Here is an 18,442-nt window from a genome sequence, read left to right on the forward strand (position 1 = left end):
TCGCAGCCTTCGGCAACTCCTACAATATGCAATGCAGTCCCCTCTAGGAGCCGCCGAAGGCTGCGATCTTTCAAACCCGACAATCACTCCCGGGATTCAACACCCAGCTCATCCCACACCGACTCAGCCAGATGAAACGTCGCGTTCGCTGCCGGAATCCCGCAGTAGATCGCGCTCTGCATGATCACTTCCTTGATCTCGCCACGGCTCACGCCGTTATTGGCCGCGGCGCGCAGGTGCAGTTTCAGTTCGCCCTCGCGGTTCATGCCGATCAGCATGGCGATGGTGATCAGGCTGCGGGTATGCCGAGGCAAACCTGGGCGGGTCCAGATGTCGCCCCAAGCGTGGCGGGTGATCATCTCCTGAAATTCCGAATTGAACTCGGTCAGTGTGGTCAGGCTGCGATCGACATGCGCGTCGCCCAACACCGCGCGGCGAACCTGCATGCCTTCGTCGTAACGTTGTTTCTCGTCCACAAAAACTTCCTCACTGATCCTTTAAAAAAGCCAGCACGCGATCGCTGAAAGCGGCACCCGCCTGCACGTTTGAAAGGTGCGCCGCGTAGAACTCGGCGTAGTCGGCACCGCGCACATGCTCTTGGATGAAGTGGCCACCGGACGGTGGCGTCACCGCGTCTTCAGTGCCGGCGATCACCAGCAACGGCACGATGATCGAGGCCAGTTGTTCCCGGAAATCGGCATCACGCACCGCCGCGCAATTGGCCGCATAACCTTCTGGCGAAGTCGCCGCGAGCATGTCGGTAATCTGCTTGGCCGCCGCCGGTTGCGCCGCTGAGAAATCCGGCGTAAACCAACGGGCAATCGACGCATCGCGCAGCGCAACCATTGCTGGCGCACCGTCACGCATGACGGTTTCAATGCGCGGGTTCCACACTGACGGATCGCCGATTTTCGCTGCCGTGTTGCACACGATCAGTTTGTGCAGCCGATGCCCGGCATTGATCCCCAACCACTGACCGATCAACCCGCCCATCGATAACCCGCAGAAATGCGCGCGCTCGATGTGCAGCGCATCCAGCAGCCCGAGCACGTCGTGGCCCAGTTGCTCGATGCTGTACGGCCCCGGCGTCACCAACGACTTGCCGTGCCCGCGTGTGTCGAAACGCAGCACGCGAAAGTGCTCGGTGAATGCCGGCATCTGCACGTCCCACATGTGCAGGTCGGTGCCCAGTGAGTTGGACAGCACCAGCACCGGCGCATCGACCGGGCCTTCAATTTGATAGTGCAGTTCGCCATCGGCGAGTTGAACGAAAGCCACAGCCCTCTCCTTCAGACAGTCAAAGCGTTGTGTTCGGCCACCGCACGCTCGACCCAGACCTGCGCCTGACCGAGGTAGTGGGCGGGGTTCAAAAGATTGTCCAGTTCAGCGCTGCTCAATTGCGCAGTGACCTGCGGTTCGTCACCGAGCACGGCGCGCAAGTGGCGCTGTTCGGCCACGGCACGTTTGCAGCATTGTTCGAGCAAGTAATGCGCCGTGTCGCGGCCAACCCGTTGTGCGAGCACGATGCTCACCGCTTCGGCCAGCACCAGCCCTTGGGTCAGGTCGAGGTTGCGCGCCATGCGTGCGGCGTCTACCTCCAAGCCATCCGCCAACAGGCGCGCCTGTTGCAGTGAGCCCGAGACGAGGCAGCAGATTTCCGGCAAGGTTTCCCATTCGGCATGCCACAGACCGAGGCTGCGCTCGTGCTCCTGCGGCATCGCACTGAACAGCGTCGACACCAGCCCCGGCACTCGCGTGGCGGCGCCGATCAACACGGCGGCGCCGACCGGATTGCGCTTGTGCGGCATGGTTGACGAACCGCCCTTGCCCGGTGCCGATGGCTCGAAAACCTCCGCCGCTTCGGTCTGCATCAACAGACTGATGTCGCGGCCAAGTTTGCCGAGGCTTCCGGCGATCAAACCCAGTACCGCACCGAACTCCACCACGCGATCACGCTGGGTGTGCCACGGCTGTTCCGGCAAGGTCAATTGCAGTTCTTCGGCCAAGGCTTGAGCAATCGGCAATGCCTGTTCGCCCAATGCCGCGAGGGTGCCCGACGCTCCGCCGAATTGCAGCACCAGCAGACGGGGTTTCAGCTCGCGCAAACGCTGGCGGCTGCGGGTCACGGCGCCGAGCCATCCGGCGATTTTCATGCCCAGAGTCACCGGTGTCGCGTGTTGCAACCACGTGCGCCCGGCCATTGGCGTTGCCGCGTGGCGCGGAGCCTGCGCAGCAAGCGCATCGGCCAGTTGCGCCAGATCACTTTCGATCAGATCCAGCGCCTGACGCAATTGCAGGACCAACCCGGTATCCATCACGTCCTGACTGGTCGCGCCCAGATGCACATACCGCTCGGCCTCGGTGTCGGTTGCGGCAATCTGCTTGCCCAACGCCTTGACCAGTGGAATCGCCGAATTGCCCGCCGTGGCAATCGCCTCGCCCAACGCGGCGAAGTCATAGAGGTCGGCGCGACAGGCCTTCTCGATGGGCGCAACAGCGCTCGCCGGGATCAATCCTACCCGCGCCTCAGCCCGAGCCAGCGCCGCTTCGACGTCAAGCATCGCCTGCACGCGTCCCTGATCGCAGAACACCTCGCGCATATCGCGGGCGGTGAAGTAGGCATCGAACAATTGATTGCCCGGTCGCTGAGTCATAAACAGTCCTTGCCGGCGCGGGCCATCGCGGCCCGGGCACATGGGGTTACAGATCGTGGTGCAAATATTTCGCCTGCTTCGGTAACCGCAGGCTGAACAGGAAGGCCACCGCCATCATCGCCGTGACGTACCAGTAGAAGACGTTTTCCATGCCGCCAGCCTTGAGGCTCAGCGCAACGAATTCCGCCGAACCCCCGAAGATCGCGTTCGCCACCGCATACGCCAGGCCGACGCCGAGGGCGCGGACTTCCGGCGGGAACATTTCGGCTTTCACCAGACCACTGATCGAGGTGTAGAAACTGACGATGGCCAGCGCCACGGTGATCAGCACAAACGCCAGAAACGGACTGCTGACAACCTTTAGGCTAAGCAGGATCGGCACCGTGAACAACGTACCGAGGGCGCCGAACCAGAGCATCGAACTGCGTCGGCCGATCTTGTCGGCGAGCATGCCGAACAGCGGCTGCATGCACATATAAAGGAACAGCGCGCCGGTCATGATGTAACTCGCGGTCTTGGCGTGCATGCCCGCGGTGTTCACCAGGTATTTCTGCATGTACGTGGTGAACGTGTAGAAAATCAACGAACCACCGGCGGTGTAACCGAGCACGGTGATGAACGCGGCTTTGTGATCGCGGAACAACGCGCGGATGCTGCCGGCGTCCTTGTTCTCGCGCATTTCCTTGCTGGTGGTTTCTTTCAGCGAACGGCGCAGGAACAGCGAAATCAGCGCCGCCACCGCACCGACCACAAACGGAATCCGCCAGCCGTAGGCACGCAGGTCGTCTTCAGTGAGGAACTGTTGCAGCACCACCACCAGCGACACCGCCAGCAATTGTCCGCCGATCAGCGTCACGTACTGGAACGAGGCAAAAAAACCGCGCTGGCCCTTGAGCGCCACTTCGCTCATGTAGGTCGCGGTGGTGCCGTACTCGCCGCCGACCGAGAGGCCTTGCAGCAGACGTGCGAACAGCAACAGCACCGGCGCCCAGACGCCGATGTCCTTGTAAGTCGGCAGGCAGGCGATGAGCAACGAACCGAAGCACATCATCAGAATCGAGATCAGCATCGAGTTCTTGCGGCCGTGCTTGTCCGCCACCCGGCCAAAAATCCAGCCGCCAATCGGGCGCATCAGGAAGCCTGCGGCGAACACGCCAGCGGTGTTGACCAGTTGTACAGTGGGATTGTCGGAGGGGAAAAACGCCGGGGCGAAATAAATCGCGCAGAAGGCGTAGACGTAGAAGTCGAACCATTCGACGAGGTTGCCCGACGAAGCGCCGACAATCGCGAAGATGCGCTTGCTGCGCTCTTCACCGGTGTAATGGGAGGTCTGGGTTGTCATTATTTTTCACTCAATAGGGACAGTCAGAGTCTAGACACACTTTGCAACAGTCCCGTTCCACACGCTGGAACATCAAAAGATCGCAGCCTTCGGCGGCGCCTACAGAAAGTACATTCCAAAGGTAGGAGCTGCCGAAGGCTGCGATCTTTTGCTCTTGATCTCAATAATCGAAGAACACCGTCTCGGCCTCAGTGCCCTGCAAAATCACATTCCACTGATAAACCCCCGACGCATCCGGCCTGGCCAGCAACGTCGCACGACGTTCGGCCGGCACGCATTCGAGCAGCGGATCAGCCACGTTGGCCGGTTCACCCTCAAAGTAGATCCGCGTCAGCAAGTGCTTCACCAGCCCGCGTGCAAACACCAGCACCACCAGATGCGGCGCCTGGGTCGAGCCCTTCAGGCCCTCAACCGTACCCGGTTTGATCGTGGTGAAACGGAAGCGCCCTTGCGCATCCACCGGCACCCGGCCAAATCCTTCGAAATGCGGATCGAGGGGTTTGTCCTGCTCGTCTTCCGGGTGGTCGTACTTGCCAGCGGCATTCGCCTGCCACACTTCAAGCATGGCGTCGTTGACGACATCGCCGTTGCCGTCCACCACTTGACCGGTGATCGCCACGCGCTCGCCGAGGGTTTGTTCATTGGCGAGGTTTTCGCGGTTCAGCCAGGTCAGGCCGATGTGGTAATACGGCCCGACGGTGTGGGACGTGGTCGCAGTCAGCGTCATCTTATTTCTCCATCGGCGTGGCTTCACGCCCGCGCAGCACGATGTCCCAGCGATAACCGAGGGCGTAGGACGGAATGGTTTTCTCCAGATCGAAACTGGCGATCAGACGTTCCTTGGCCGACGTGTCTGGCACGCAGTTGTAGATCGGGTCGTAGGCCAGCAGCGGATCGCCGGGGAAATACATCTGCGTGACCAGTCGGGTGAGGATGCTCGGCCCGAACAACGAAAAGTGGATGTGCGCCGGGCGCCAGGCATTGTGGTGATTACCCCACGGATAGGCGCCAGGCTTGATGGTCTGGAACTGATACCAGCCGTCGGCATCGGTCACGGTGCGGCCGGTGCCGGTGAAGTTCGGGTCCAGCGGCGCGTCGTGCAGATCGCGCTTGTGGTTGTAGCGGCCGGCGGCGTTGGCCTGCCAGATCTCCACCAGAATCCCCGGCACCGGCAAGCCGTTTTCGTCGAGCACACGGCCATGGATGATGATGCGCTCGCCCTGCGGCTCGCCGTCGTGTTGGGCGGTCAGGTCGTTGTCCTTCTCGGCAACACGCTCGGCGCCGATGGTCGGACCGGTGATTTCCGACAGCGAATGCGGCAGAAACACCAACGGCTTCGATGGCGAGCGCAGATTGGTGGATTGATACGCCGGGTGCAGGTACTCAGGCTGGGTGCCTTCCTGCGGGCGACGGTAACCAGGCTTGTCAGACATTTCGCTTTCCTCTGTTCTTCTTCGTCACGGCGGCGTCAGACGCGTTCGATGGCCAGGGCCAGACCTTGACCGACTCCGACGCACATGGTCGCCAGACCTTTCTTGCCACCGGTTTTTTCCAGCTGATGCAGGGCAGTCAGCACCAGCCGTGCACCGCTCATGCCCAACGGGTGCCCCAGGGCAATCGCGCCGCCGTTCGGGTTGACCTGCGCGGCATCGTCCGCCAGCCCTAATTCACGCAGCACTGCCAGGCCTTGGCTGGCGAAGGCTTCGTTGAGTTCGATCACATCAAAATCACCGACCGCCAGACCAAGGCGCTCGATGAGTTTGCGCACCGCCGGCACCGGGCCGATGCCCATCACCCGTGGCGCTACCCCGGCACTGGCCATGCCCAGCACTCTGGCGCGGGCAGTCAGGCCGTGTTTTTTCACCGCGTCAGCCGAGGCCAGAATCAGCGCGGCCGCGCCGTCGTTGACCCCGGAGGCATTGCCGGCGGTGACGGTTTTGTCCGGGCCGTTGACCGGTTTCAGTTTGCTCAGCGCTTCAATCGTGGTGTCGGCACGCGGATGTTCATCCTGGCTGACCACGGTTTCGCCCTTCTTGTGCGCGATCCGCACCTCGATGATTTCTTCGGCGAAGTAGCCGGCTGCCTGCGCGGCCGCAGTACGTTGCTGACTGCGCAGGGCGAAAGCGTCCTGATCCTCTCGGGAAATTTCATAGTCATCAGCGACGTTGTCGGCAGTCTGCGGCATCGCATCGACGCCGTACTGCGCCTTCATCAACGGGTTGATAAAACGCCAACCGATGGTGGTGTCTTCCAGTTTCATGTTGCGCGAAAACGCCGCGTCAGCCTTGCCCATCACAAACGGCGCGCGGGACATCGACTCGACGCCGCCGGCAATCGCCAGCTCCATTTCGCCGCTGGCGATCGCACGGAACGCGGTACCAATCGCATCCATGCCCGAAGCGCAGAGGCGATTGAGGGTCACGCCCGGCACGGTTTCCGGCAGGCCCGCCAGCAGCAACGCCATGCGCGCGACGTTGCGGTTGTCTTCGCCGGCCTGGTTGGCGCAACCGAGGAACACCTCGTCGATTGCGGTCCAGTCCACCGATGGATTGCGCTCCATCAACGCCTTGATCGGCACGGCAGCCAGATCGTCGGCGCGCACGGCGGCCAGACCACCGCCGAAACGGCCAATGGGGGTGCGAATCGCGTCGCAGATATAAACCTCACGCATCATGCTTCTCCTGGTGCCTGACCGTGGGCCGCCGCGGTGCGCGCTTCGAGATCGCGTAGCGCGGTCAGTTCGACTTCGCTCGGTTCGGCAGTGGTGGCGACGTTGTCGGCAAAACGGATGGCCCAACCGGTGGCGGCGATCACTTGCTCGCGTGTCACGCCAGGATGCAGCGCGGTGACCACGAACTCATGGGTGCCCTCTTCCGGCTCCATGGTGCACAGGTCGGTGATGATGCCGACCGGGCCAGCGCCCGGCAGGCCCAGACGTTTGCGGGAATCACCGCCCTCGCCATGACCGACCGAGGTGATGAAATCGAGCTTGTCGACAAACGAACGCGCCGACTGTTTAAGGATGATCAGCACGCTTTTCGCCGAACCGGCAATCTCCGGCGCGCCACCGGCACCCGGCAGACGCACTTTCGGCGCGTGGTAGTCGCCCACCACGGTGGTATTGATATTGCCGAAGCGGTCGACCTGCGCCGCGCCGAGAAAACCGACGTCGATGCGTCCGCCCTGCAACCAATAGCGAAAAATCTCACCGGTCGGCACCACGGTGTCAGCGGTTTCCGCCAGTTCGCCGTCACCGATGGACAGCGGCAACACGCTTGGCTTGGCGCCAATCGGGCCCGATTCGTAGATCAGCACCACGTCTGGCGACGAGGTCAGGCGTGCGAGGTTGGCAGCCTTGGAGGGCAGGCCGATACCGACGAAGCACACCGAGCCGTTTTTCAGACGACGGGCCGCGGCGACGGTCATCATTTCATTGGTGGTGTAAGTCATTACTTGGCCTCCGAAGCAGCGGCCAACTTGGCCTGGAATTCGCTGAAATCAGCGCTGCCATGGATGTATTCGTTGATCCACGCAGTAAACGTCTCACGGTCACGGGCGATCGGATCCCACGCCTGATAGAAACGGTTATCGCGCTCGTTGTAACCGTGGGCGTAGGACGGGTGCGCGCCACCGGGCACATGGCACACCGCACTCAGGGCCCAGGTCGGCAGAACACAGGAGTTCATTGGCGCATTGAGGTCATCGACTATTTCTTCGACGGTGACAATGCAGCGCTTGGCGGCCAGTGCGGCTTCCTTCTGCACGCCGAGAATGCCCCACAGCAGCACGTTGCCTTTGCGGTCGGCTTTCTGCGCGTGGATCACCGTGACGTCCGGGCGCACCGATGGCACCGCCGCCAATACTTCACCGGTGAACGGGCAAGTGACGGACTTGATCAGTGGATTGACCTTCGGCAGGTCAGAACCGGCATAGGCTCGCAGCACCGCGAACGGTAGGCCGGAAGCGCCAGCGACGTAGGCATTGGCCAGGTCGGCGTGGCTGTGTTCTTCGATTTCCAGCGGCTGCGGCCATTGCTTCTCGACCGCGTCGCGCAGACGGTGCAGCGAACCCACACCCGGATTTCCGCCCCAGGAGAAAATCAGTTTACGCGCACAGCCGGCACCGATCAGTTGGTCGTAGATCAGGTCAGGCGTCATCCGCACCAGCGTCAGATCTTTCTTGCCCTGACGAATGATTTCATGACCCGCCGCCGTAGGGATCAGGTGAGTGAAGCCTTCGAGCGCAACGGTGTCGCCGTCGTTGACGAATTGCTTCACCGCGTCGTGCAGCGAAAGGATCTCAGCCATGGAGCGGGCTCCCGTTTTTGTAGTGGATCGCCAGTGATAAAAAGGCGCGAGGTTCAGCGCCGGAGTCACTGAAGATTAAGCCTGTGAAAATCACCAAACAATCCGATAATCGACTGAGTGTTCGTTTATCGAACGGATTGTTGCCAGCCTATCGTTCTGTGTTGCCTGCACAAGATCGCAGCCTTCGGCAGCTCCTACAGGGGTACGCATTCCCAATGCAGGAGCTGCGATCTTTTCGCTTCACACCAACCTGTCAGGTGGCATCCGCATGACTGACTATGCCCTTGATCACGACAGCGGCAGTCGCCAACGCCGCCGGAATCACCAATGCCGTCAACACCTGCTCAAAATTCCAGCCCAATCCGAGCAACGTCGCGCCCATCCACGCCCCGAGAATCGCGCCAAAACGGCCGATCCCGAGCATCCACGACACACCGGTCGCCCGGCCCTGGGTTGGATAGAACCGCGCTGCCAGCGACGGCATTGCCGATTGCGCGCCGTTGACGCACATCCCCGCCACCAGCACCAGCGTCGCCAGCAGCGTGATGTTGCCCAGGCTCTGCCCCACCGCGTAGGCAAACACCCCGGCCAGCAGGTAGAAAGTGCCAATGACCTTGTGCGGATTGAACCGGTCCATCGCCCAGCCTACGCCGACCGCGCTCAACACCCCGCCGAACTGGAACAACGCACCGATGAACGCTGCCTGCTCCATGCTCGCGCCGCTGTCACGCATTAGCGTCGGCAGCCAACTGGTCAGCAGATAGACGATCACCAGGCCCATGAAATAGGTCAGCCATAACAACAAGGTGCCGGTGCTGTAGGTGCCGGAGAAGATCACCGCGAACACATTGCGTGCCTTGACGGTTTTCTGTTCCGGCACGCTGAAGCTTGAGGCCTGGGCGACGGTAACCGGATCGATTGGCGCCAACGTCTTGCGCACTTTGTCAGTGCCACGGTTGCGCACCACCAGATAGCGCGCCGATTCCGGCAGCCAGAACACCAGCACCACGGTGAGAATCAGCGGCAGAATTCCGCCGATCAGCAACAGGCTGTGCCAGCCGAACGCCGGGATCAGCTTCGCCGAAATGAACCCGCCACCGGCCATGCCGAGGTTGAAGCCGCAGAACATGCTGGTCACCAACAACGACTTCTTGCGCTCCGGGGTGTATTCCGAGAGCAGCGTCGTGGCGTTGGGCATACCGGCGCCCAGGCCCAACCCGGTGAGGAAACGCAGGACCAGAAGCTCTTCGATGTTGGTGGCGTAGGCCGACGCCAGGCTAAACGCGCCGAACAGAAATACCGCGCCGACCAGCACGACTTTGCGCCCGAAGCGGTCTGCCAGAGGCCCGGAACCGAGTGCGCCGAAGACCATGCCGATCAACGCGGCGCTCATCACGGGGCCGAGGCTGGCGCGGTCGATGCCCCAATCCTGCGACAACGCCGGGGCAATAAAGCCCATTGCCGCAGTGTCGAGGCCATCGAGAAAAACAATCAGGAAACACAGGATTACCACCCGCCATTGATAGCGCGAGATTGGTTGAGCATTGATGAAGGTCTGCACATCGAGGCAGTTACCCACAGCGGACTGAGGCTGGTTCATTATTTTTATTCCACGCAAAAAACGCAGTCGAACGGCGGCCGGCCAGAGAGCGGCACAGGCACAAGAATAGAAGGTCGGGATCAGGCGTTGCGTTGAATCCGGCAACAGCGATCAGTGCGGAGACAGTCGGGGAGCATGCGCATGGTGAGTTGCCTCTTGTCATTATTATGGGAGTCGGCAGTCCGGCGAGCTCATTCACATCAGCGCCGGATGACGCTGCCGCGACATTAATGATCCAGGGGTTTTAGCGTCAATTCGATAAACGCAACACTGTGCGTTTATCGAACAGCTTCATCAGGCAAACAGCTGCGCACTGAGGTCGCGACTGGCGCTGAGCAGGCCCGGCAGAAAGCGCTGCTCCAACTCGGTGCGACTGACACGACCGGCGTGGGTGCTGACGTTGAGCGCCGCCACCACCTGGCCGGAGGCGTCGTAGACCGGTACGGCAATCGAGCGCAGGCCTTGTTCCAGTTCCTGATCGACAATGCACCAGCCCTGCTGCCGCACTTGCTGCAAGCATTCGAGCAAGGCGTCCGGGGTGTGGATCGTGCGGCTGGTCTTGGCAACGAGTTCGGCGTGGTCGAGGTATTCACCTAACGACGTGTCGTCCAGCGCCGCCAGCAGAATCCGCCCCATCGACGTGCAATACGCCGGCAGGCGCCCGCCCACCGACAGATCCACCGAGATCAAACGCTGGGTGGTCGCCGAACGGGCGATGTACAGAATGTCATCGCCCTCCAGCGTGGCCATGTTGCAGGCTTCATGCAGTTGCTCGCTCATGCGGTCGAGGTACGGCTGGGCGGACACGGCCAGCGGCGTCGATGACAGATAAGCGTGGCCGAGGGTCAGCACTTTGGGCAGCAACGAGTAGGTGCGACCGTCCGTGGTGGCGTAGCCGAGTTTGATCAAGGTGTGCAGGCAACGGCGCACGGCAGCGCGGGGGATTTCCGTGCGATGACTGATCTGGGCGATGGTCAGGTGCCGTTTGCGCTCCTGAAATGCCTGAACCACCGCCAGGCCACGGGCCAGCGAGGTCATGAAATCCGGATCCCCCGTCAGCGCCTGAATGCGCTTGGCCGGCGAGGCGACGATCGGCGGCGCCACGGAAGTGAAGGAATTGCGCATTTGATCGTTCATTTCAGGTCCTTATCCGGCACGGATCGATGGCTATACAAGCGGCTCGCGGCGGGATGCACAAGGGTTGCCACGCGAAGATTGGGCGATTATCGAACCGCCGACCGATTATCGCAATTGATCAGGCAGCGTTTGCGTGACCTCATGTGACGTTTGCTGACTTTGTCGGCCCGTTGAATTTTCATCTGAGTTGCCCGACTAAATGACGTCAAAAACAGATCACTTCGCCAATAACGGTCTGTGCGCAGTTCAACTAGCGATATAAAGTTGCGAGTAACAAAACGATCACACATCCGGAACCGTTTTTAACTTGGCAAAGATAGTCATTCCCGAATCGACCGCTATAATGCACCTCAGTGGGACCCCGTTCTCAAATACCGGGGTCGCCACCCGCTGACGCGATGTCCATCGCTGTCGGCCCCGGCCAGCGCCTGGCACTTATTGTCAATGTAACGCCAACGCTCGCTGAAACTGGAAACTGATGCTGCGTCAGTTTTAATCTGGTGCCGTAGCCGCCTGCTATACGCAAGTCTTGATCGTCTTGCCGATCCCAGCAACGCCTGTTCAGGTGTTGGCCTTCGGTAAATTGCTCAATCGATTCGTTGCAGTGCGTTTCACCAGACATTTAACTCAACTCATACAGGTAGCACTGTGACGAAAGACGAACTGCGCGCGGAACTTGAGCGCCAGGAACAACGTTACAAGGAAGTTTACGGCGGGGAAGTCACCACCTACGCCGCTCAGCCAGAACCCGAACGCAAGGCGTGGCGCAAGCGCCCCACCGTTCAGGATCAGGTCTTCAAGCAGGAAATCGAAAAGATCGAAAAGGAACTCAAAGCCGAAGAGCCATGAGCCAACCGGTTTTGATATTCGAGGGTCAGTGCGCACCGTTTACAAGCGCGGTGTGACGACGATGCCCTGTGCGCCCGCTATCCGCGGGCAGCAGCCATTGCCCCGTCCTACAGGGTGATGGGGAGCTTCTTACAGGTTTCATTTATATTTCAGACAAGCGTATGAGCCCGTTTTTTATGGGTCAAAAGCCCTGCCATCACTGGCTTTTCCCAATAAAATCAGCAAGTTGAAAAACCCTGCGCGCCGCTTGGTTTTAATGCGCTGCAACAAATTAATTCGAATAAGAGTGTTACTGATTAGCAGGTAGGGCATCGATTTCGAGACTTTTCTGGCATAATCGCGCCCCCTTACGACCGGGTCAGAAAACCTTCATGATCGATTTATTCAGCGGACTGGATGCTTGGGTGCTTGTGAGCCTCCTGCTCGCCCTGACATTCGTCCTCGCCTTCGAGTTCATCAATGGATTTCATGACACCGCTAACGCGGTAGCCACTGTTATCTACACCAAAGCCATGCCGCCTCACCTGGCGGTGTTCTTTTCCGGCGTGTTCAACTTCCTCGGCGTTCTGCTGGGTGGCGTTGGCGTGGCGTATGCCATTGTCCACTTGCTGCCGGTTGAGCTGCTGATCAACGTGAACACCGGCCACGGGCTGGCGATGGTGTTCTCGTTGCTCGCCGCGGCAATCGCCTGGAACCTTGGCACCTGGTACTTCGGTATCCCGGCCTCCAGCTCGCACACCCTGATCGGTTCGATCCTCGGTGTCGGCCTGGCCAACGCTTTGATCAACGACATTCCGTTGGCCGATGGTGTGAACTGGCAGAAGGCGATCGACATCGGCGCCTCTTTGGTGTTCTCGCCAATGGCCGGCTTCCTGATCGCGGCGCTGGTGCTGATCGGTCTGAAATGGTGGCGCCCGCTGTCGAAGATGCACAAGACGCCGGAACAACGCCGCAAGCTCGACGACAAGAAGCACCCACCGTTCTGGAACCGCCTGGTTCTGGTGATCTCGGCCATGGCCGTAAGCTTCGTGCACGGCTCCAACGATGGTCAGAAAGGCATCGGCCTGATCATGCTGGTGCTGATCGGTATCGTACCGGCCCAGTTCGTCCTCGACCTGAACAGCACCACCTACCAGATCGAACGCACCCGCGACGCGACGCTTCACCTGAGCCAGTTCTACCAGCGCAACAGCGATTCGCTGGGTGAATTCCTGGCCTTGGGCAAGAGCGTGGAAGGCGACCTGCCGGAGAAATTCCGCTGCAACCCGCAGCAGACCGAACCAACCATTTCCGCCCTGCTGCACACCCTTAAAGGTGTGGCGGACTATCGCTCGCTGTCTTCCGAAAGCCGTATTGAAGTCCGTCGCTACCTGCTGTGCCTGGACGACACTGCGAAGAAAGTCGGCAAGTTGCCTGGCCTGGAACCACGTGAAAAGGCTGACCTCGACAAACTGCGCAAGGACCTGACCACCACCACCGAATACGCCCCGTTCTGGGTGATTCTGGCGGTCGCTCTGGCCTTGGGCCTGGGCACCATGGTCGGCTGGAAACGCGTAGTACTGACCATCGGCGAGAAGATCGGCAAGCAAGGCATGACCTACTCGCAAGGCATGTCGGCGCAGATCACTACCGCGACCCTGATCGGTATGGCCAACATCTTCAGCCTGCCGGTGTCCACCACCCACGTCCTCTCCTCCGGTGTGGCCGGTACCATGGTCGCCAACAAGAGCGGCCTGCAAGGCGGGACGGTTCGCACCATCCTGCTGGCCTGGGTACTGACCCTGCCAGCGACCGTGGCACTGTCCGCCGGGTTGTTCTGGCTGGCGTCCAAGGCGTTGGGTAGCTGACAGATAGCTGGAAATGAAAAAGGCGCGATTCGAGAGGATCGCGCCTTTTTTTGGTTTGGGATTTGGGGCCATATCCTTGGCTGCGGTGAGGGCTGCTTAGGGTTTCGCCCTTAACCTAAAAGGCTTTGCCCCGGCGTACGGCCTGCCGAAGGGGCAGCAAATCAAGAGCCCCTCACCCTAGGGAGAGGGCTGGCGCGAGGGAAAACCCACCACAAAACAAGAGTCGACCGCACGCTCTTCCCCCACTCAACAGGATGAGCGTTAGCTCGGCTGAGCTTTTGATCTTCAGGCCCGTCGGCAGGCTGAGTGGAGGGATTCATCCGGGGAGGACATCGAAAGGAGGTGCAGCGAAGCAAACCGGAATCGATGCCCCGGATGGATCCCGGAGCGAAGGAACCCCGAGCCCCAGCGAGTGGGCCGAACGTCAGGGCAAAGCCTTTTGGGTTACCTTTTCGGCGCTTGGAAAAGGTGACCCGCCGTAAGGGCGGAACCCTACTCAGCCATCACCCAAAAAACGGATATTCACACAGCCCCCCCAACAACCTGGTCGGCCCACAGGCCGCCAAGGCAAAAAAAAGGGCAACCGAAGTCGCCCAAAATGCCTTGCGTGCTCATCAATCCAGAAGAATCACTTCTTGCGCTTATTCGCGTCCTTCCAGATAAAAAATCCAAACCCTGCAAAAAACAGAACCATGAGGCCAACGGTCAGCACTCCGGCAAAAACCACGTTATCGAAAAACATGACTGGCCTCCTGAACCTGCTCTGCTGCGATGGAACTAAGTTAACCAAACACGCAGGGGCAATAATTGACCAGGATCAAGTTCGGCCACCACAGAACGCAAAGGAGGGGAAATAACTGACATGCATCAACGGATGCAGGAGGAGATCAACGCTTTTTCGGCTTGTTCTTCGATTTTTTCTTCGCCTTCCCCAAAGGCATTGCCTGTTCGAAGGCATTGCGCACTTCGTTCAAGCGCTTCTCTTTGATGTCATGTACGCGCTTGGCGCGCTCAGAATTGAGGTCGATCAGTTTGTCGTCTTGGCTCATGGCAACATACATCGCTAAAAATAATCACAACTGCCGCGACAACGGCAGGACTGCGCCAATAATGCAGCCTGACGCCAGCGCTGACCAGTCACCAGCACCAACGCTCTAAAACATTCATGTAAACGACGAATCTCAGATCTCGATATCGACCCACAAACCCTGACGCGGCTGATCTTCCATCAGCGGCACGACGGGCACGGTGTTGTCGGCATTGAGTTCGTCGCCGGGCACGGCGAGGTGTTCTTCAGGGTCTTCATCGGCTTCGCGGCGACGGCGATCGCGCTCCTGCTGGCGACGCTGTTCTTCGCGCAGCAGCAAACCGTCCTCTTCAGGATCACGCTTTTGCAGATCGATCGTGCTTTCGTTCGAGCTTTCCTGCACCGGCACTACAGGAGGAATGTCCGGTCGCTGACGAATCGGATCCTGCTGGGAAGTAACTGGCACAACGCTCAAGGGGAGCATCGGTGGCAACATATAAGAGGTCTCCTGTCAGCAGGCTATCGGCTGCGGCGAAGGTGCCTTGAGCCACTGGTCGCAAACTTGTGACAAGGTTGGCACTCACGGGTGCCCAACAACCTTCGCAAACTGACAGATGACCGCGTCGGTTCGTGCCACAGCTTGTGGCTAAAAACTTGCCGCTGCGCCTAATACTTTGGCCCTGAAGCCTGCATTCCGTTAAGATAGCCCGCTTTTTCAAGGTGGGAGTCAGGCAGCATGGCGCAGCAGTATCAACCGGGGCAACGCTGGATCAGTGACAGCGAAGCAGAGCTTGGTTTAGGCACCGTTCTGGCACAGGATGGCCGCTTGTTGACCGTGCTTTACCCGGCCACTGGCGAAACCCGCCAGTACGCGCTACGGAATGCGCCCCTCACCCGCGTGCGGTTCTCGCCCGGTGACAGCATTACCCACTTCGAAGGCTGGAAGATGACTGTCCAGCAAGTCGACGATGTCGATGGCTTGATGGTCTATCACGGCCTCAACGCGCAGAACGAAGCCGTCACCCTGCCGGAAACCCAGCTGTCGAACTTCATTCAGTTCCGTCTGGCCAGCGACCGTCTGTTCGCCGGGCAGATCGACCCGCTGGCGTGGTTCTCCCTGCGTTACAACACCCTCGAACACACCAGCCGCCAGTTGCAATCCTCGCTCTGGGGACTGGGGGGCGTGCGCGCGCAACCGATCGCGCACCAGTTGCACATTGCCCGTGAAGTCGCCGACCGCATCGCGCCACGCGTATTGCTGGCGGATGAAGTGGGCCTGGGTAAAACCATCGAAGCCGGTCTGGTGATCCATCGCCAACTGCTCTCGGGCCGTGCCAATCGCGTGCTGATCCTGGTGCCGGAAAACCTTCAGCACCAGTGGCTGGTGGAGATGCGCCGCCGCTTCAACCTGCAAGTTGCGCTGTTCGACGAAGAACGCTTCATCGAAAGCGATGCCGCCAACCCGTTCGAAGACACCCAACTGGCGCTGGTTGCGCTGGAGTGGCTGGTCGAAGACGAGAAAGCCCAAGACGCGCTGTTCGCCGCCGGTTGGGACTTGCTGGTGGTCGACGAAGCGCACCACCTGGTCTGGCACGAAGAAAAGGCCAGCCCCGAGTATTCGCTGGTTGAGCAACTGGCCGAAGTGATTCCTGGCGTGTTGCTGCTCACCGCGACCCCGGAACAACTGGGTCAGGACAGCCACTTCGCCCGTCTGCGCCTGCTCGATCCGAACCGTTTCCATGACCTGGCCGCCTTCCGCGCCGAGAGCGAAAACTATCGCCCGGTGGCCGAAGCCGTTCAGGAGCTGCTGGACAAAGGGCGCCTGTCGCCTGAAGCACACAAGACTATCCACGGTTTCCTCGGCAACGAAGGCGAAGCCCTGCTGACCGCGGTCAACGATGGCGACACCGAAGCCAGCGCCCGCCTCGTGCGTGAACTGCTCGACCGCCATGGCACCGGCCGCGTGCTGTTCCGTAACACCCGCGCCGCCGTGCAGGGTTTCCCGGAACGCAATCTGCACCCGTACCCGCTGCCGTGCCCGGACGAATACCTCGAACTGCCGCTGGGCGAGCACGCCGAGCTGTATCCGGAAGTCAGCTTCCAGGCGCAGCCGGATGCGAATGAAGAAGAGCGCTGGTGGAAATTCGACCCACGCGTCGAGTGGCTGATCGATCAGCTGAAAATGCTCAAGCGCACCAAAGTGCTGGTGATCTGCGCCCACGCCGAAACCGCGATGGACCTGGAAGACGCCCTGCGCGTGCGTTCCGGCATCCCGGCCACGGTGTTTCATGAAGGCATGAACATCCTTGAGCGCGACCGCGCCGCCGCCTACTTCGCCGACGAAGAGTTTGGCGCGCAGGTACTGATCTGTTCGGAAATCGGCAGTGAAGGTCGCAACTTCCAGTTCGCTCACCATTTGGTGCTGTTCGATCTGCCGGCACACCCGGACTTGCTGGAACAGCGTATCGGTCGTCTCGACCGGATCGGTCAGAAGCACATCATCGAACTGCACGTGCCGTACCTGGAAACCAGCCCGCAAGAGCGTCTGTTCCAGTGGTATCACGAAGCGCTGAATGCGTTCCTCAACACGTGCCCGACCGGCAACGCCCTGCAGCATCAGTTCGGCCCGCGCCTGCTGCCGCTGCTCGAAGAAGCCGACGACAGCGAGTGGCAAGCGCTGATCGACGAGGCGCGCACCGAGCGCGAGCGTCTGGAACAGGAGCTGCACACCGGTCGCGACCGCCTGCTCGAGCTCAACTCCGGCGGTTCGGGCGAAGGCGATCAACTGGTCGAGGACATCCTTGAGCAAGACGATCAGTTCGCCCTGCCGATCTACATGGAAACCCTGTTCGATGCGTTTGGCATCGACAGCGAAGACCATTCGGAAAACGCCCTGATCCTCAAGCCAAGCGAGAAGATGCTCGACGCCAGTTTCCCGCTGGGCGACGACGAAGGCGTGACCATCACTTACGACCGCAACCAGGCGCTGTCGCGCGAAGACATGCAGTTCATCACCTGGGAACACCCGATGGTGCAGGGCGGCATGGATCTGGTGCTGTCCGGTTCGATGGGCAACACCGCCGTTGCGCTGATCAAGAACAAGGCGCTGAAACCGGGCACCGTGTTGCTGGAACTGCTTTACGTCAGCGAAGTGGTTGCCCCGCGTTCGCTGCAACTGGGCCGTTACCTGCCGCCGGCCGCCCTGCGCTGCCTGCTGGATGCCAACGGCAACGACTTGTCGTCACGCGTTTCGTTCGAGACGCTGAACGATCAGCTCGAAAGCGTGCCACGCGCCAGCGCCAACAAGTTCATCCAGGCCCAGCGCGATCAGCTGACGCCACGGATCAACGCCGGTGAAGAGAAGATCACCCCGCGTCACGCCGAGCGCGTGGCCGAGGCGCGTCGCCGTCTGGCGGCCGACACCGACGAAGAACTGGCGCGCCTGACCGCGCTGCAAGCGGTCAACCCGACCGTACGTGACAGCGAACTGGTTGCGTTGCGCGAGCAGCGTGAGCAGGGCCTGGCGATGCTGGATAAAGCGGCGTTGCGCCTGGAAGCGATCCGGGTACTGGTGGCGGGTTAAACCGCCCTGCTTCACCGGTGAGAAACAAAAAAGGCCCGCAGCGATGCGGGCCTTCTTTTTGCGTGTTATTAACCCACTGATGTTGATGACCTCATC

17 protein-coding genes are annotated in these 18,442 nt (G+C 60.5%); 3 read left to right on the forward strand and 14 right to left on the reverse strand.

Features of this window, described 5'->3' with window-relative positions:
* Nucleotides 1-83 precede the first annotated feature (83 nt).
* From pcaC to pcaR, 11 genes are all read right to left on the reverse strand, one after another.
* Complete coding sequence (gene pcaC / locus AB4P91_RS26110; protein WP_007917093.1) at nucleotides 84-476, reverse strand: 4-carboxymuconolactone decarboxylase; 393 nt, start codon at nucleotides 474-476, stop codon at nucleotides 84-86.
* Between the two features lie 10 nt (nucleotides 477-486).
* A complete protein-coding gene (pcaD, locus tag AB4P91_RS26115) occupies nucleotides 487-1,278 on the reverse strand; it encodes a 3-oxoadipate enol-lactonase (RefSeq protein WP_395603993.1) in 792 nt (263 codons plus the stop codon).
* Between the two features lie 11 nt (nucleotides 1,279-1,289).
* Entirely contained in the window at nucleotides 1,290-2,654 is a 1,365-nt protein-coding gene (locus AB4P91_RS26120; protein WP_395603994.1) for a 3-carboxy-cis,cis-muconate cycloisomerase, read from the reverse strand.
* 46 nt (nucleotides 2,655-2,700) lie between these two features.
* Nucleotides 2,701-3,996: an MFS family transporter gene (locus tag AB4P91_RS26125; protein WP_150594427.1), complete on the reverse strand. Its 1,296-nt coding sequence runs from the start codon at nucleotides 3,994-3,996 to the stop codon at nucleotides 2,701-2,703.
* A 160-nt stretch (nucleotides 3,997-4,156) separates the two neighbouring features.
* Nucleotides 4,157-4,723 (reverse strand): protocatechuate 3,4-dioxygenase subunit alpha, encoded by a 567-nt coding sequence (pcaG, locus tag AB4P91_RS26130; RefSeq protein ID WP_395603995.1) that lies wholly within the window; start codon nucleotides 4,721-4,723, stop codon nucleotides 4,157-4,159.
* 1 nt (nucleotide 4,724) lies between these two features.
* The gene (pcaH, locus tag AB4P91_RS26135) at nucleotides 4,725-5,429 is read right to left on the reverse strand and encodes a protocatechuate 3,4-dioxygenase subunit beta (protein WP_150594429.1); all 705 of its coding nucleotides are present in this window, start codon (nucleotides 5,427-5,429) and stop codon (nucleotides 4,725-4,727) included.
* A gap of 35 nt (nucleotides 5,430-5,464) precedes the next feature.
* The gene (gene pcaF, locus AB4P91_RS26140; RefSeq protein WP_191624050.1) at nucleotides 5,465-6,670 is read right to left on the reverse strand and encodes a 3-oxoadipyl-CoA thiolase; all 1,206 of its coding nucleotides are present in this window, start codon (nucleotides 6,668-6,670) and stop codon (nucleotides 5,465-5,467) included.
* Complete coding sequence (locus tag AB4P91_RS26145) at nucleotides 6,667-7,446, reverse strand: CoA-transferase subunit beta (RefSeq protein ID WP_047300032.1); 780 nt, start codon at nucleotides 7,444-7,446, stop codon at nucleotides 6,667-6,669. Before AB4P91_RS26145 ends, pcaF begins: the two co-directional genes overlap by 4 nt.
* On the reverse strand, nucleotides 7,446-8,303 hold the full coding sequence (locus AB4P91_RS26150; protein ID WP_047300031.1) for a CoA transferase subunit A: 858 nt from the start codon (nucleotides 8,301-8,303) through the stop codon (nucleotides 7,446-7,448). Before AB4P91_RS26150 ends, AB4P91_RS26145 begins: the two co-directional genes overlap by 1 nt.
* 253 nt (nucleotides 8,304-8,556) lie before the next feature.
* Entirely contained in the window at nucleotides 8,557-9,903 is a 1,347-nt protein-coding gene (locus AB4P91_RS26155) for an MFS transporter (RefSeq protein WP_150594431.1), read from the reverse strand.
* Between the two features lie 294 nt (nucleotides 9,904-10,197).
* A complete protein-coding gene (gene pcaR / locus AB4P91_RS26160; RefSeq protein WP_042558002.1) occupies nucleotides 10,198-11,040 on the reverse strand; it encodes a pca regulon transcriptional regulator PcaR in 843 nt (280 codons plus the stop codon).
* Nucleotides 11,041-11,688: 648 nt separating this feature from the next.
* Here pcaR and AB4P91_RS26165 point away from each other — a divergent pair.
* Both AB4P91_RS26165 and AB4P91_RS26170 read left to right on the forward strand, forming a co-directional pair.
* Nucleotides 11,689-11,889: a hypothetical protein gene (locus AB4P91_RS26165; protein WP_008080067.1), complete on the forward strand. Its 201-nt coding sequence runs from the start codon at nucleotides 11,689-11,691 to the stop codon at nucleotides 11,887-11,889.
* A 371-nt stretch (nucleotides 11,890-12,260) separates the two neighbouring features.
* Complete coding sequence (locus AB4P91_RS26170; protein WP_042558001.1) at nucleotides 12,261-13,736, forward strand: inorganic phosphate transporter; 1,476 nt, start codon at nucleotides 12,261-12,263, stop codon at nucleotides 13,734-13,736.
* A 628-nt stretch (nucleotides 13,737-14,364) separates the two neighbouring features.
* Here the strand turns inward: AB4P91_RS26170 and ccoM are convergent.
* From ccoM to AB4P91_RS26185, 3 genes are all read right to left on the reverse strand, one after another.
* The gene (ccoM, locus tag AB4P91_RS26175) at nucleotides 14,365-14,478 is read right to left on the reverse strand and encodes a cytochrome c oxidase subunit CcoM (protein WP_003222396.1); all 114 of its coding nucleotides are present in this window, start codon (nucleotides 14,476-14,478) and stop codon (nucleotides 14,365-14,367) included.
* Nucleotides 14,479-14,623: 145 nt separating this feature from the next.
* Nucleotides 14,624-14,785 (reverse strand): hypothetical protein, encoded by a 162-nt coding sequence (locus AB4P91_RS26180; RefSeq protein ID WP_191624051.1) that lies wholly within the window; start codon nucleotides 14,783-14,785, stop codon nucleotides 14,624-14,626.
* Between the two features lie 132 nt (nucleotides 14,786-14,917).
* The gene (locus tag AB4P91_RS26185; RefSeq protein WP_042558000.1) at nucleotides 14,918-15,259 is read right to left on the reverse strand and encodes a hypothetical protein; all 342 of its coding nucleotides are present in this window, start codon (nucleotides 15,257-15,259) and stop codon (nucleotides 14,918-14,920) included.
* A gap of 240 nt (nucleotides 15,260-15,499) precedes the next feature.
* Between AB4P91_RS26185 and rapA the strand changes: the two genes are divergently transcribed.
* Nucleotides 15,500-18,346: an RNA polymerase-associated protein RapA gene (gene rapA, locus AB4P91_RS26190; protein WP_150597347.1), complete on the forward strand. Its 2,847-nt coding sequence runs from the start codon at nucleotides 15,500-15,502 to the stop codon at nucleotides 18,344-18,346.
* Nucleotides 18,347-18,442 lie beyond the last annotated feature (96 nt).

It is taken from the genome of Pseudomonas sp. B21128 (assembly GCF_044218865.1).
GTDB classification, from domain to species: domain Bacteria; phylum Pseudomonadota; class Gammaproteobacteria; order Pseudomonadales; family Pseudomonadaceae; genus Aquipseudomonas; species Aquipseudomonas iridis.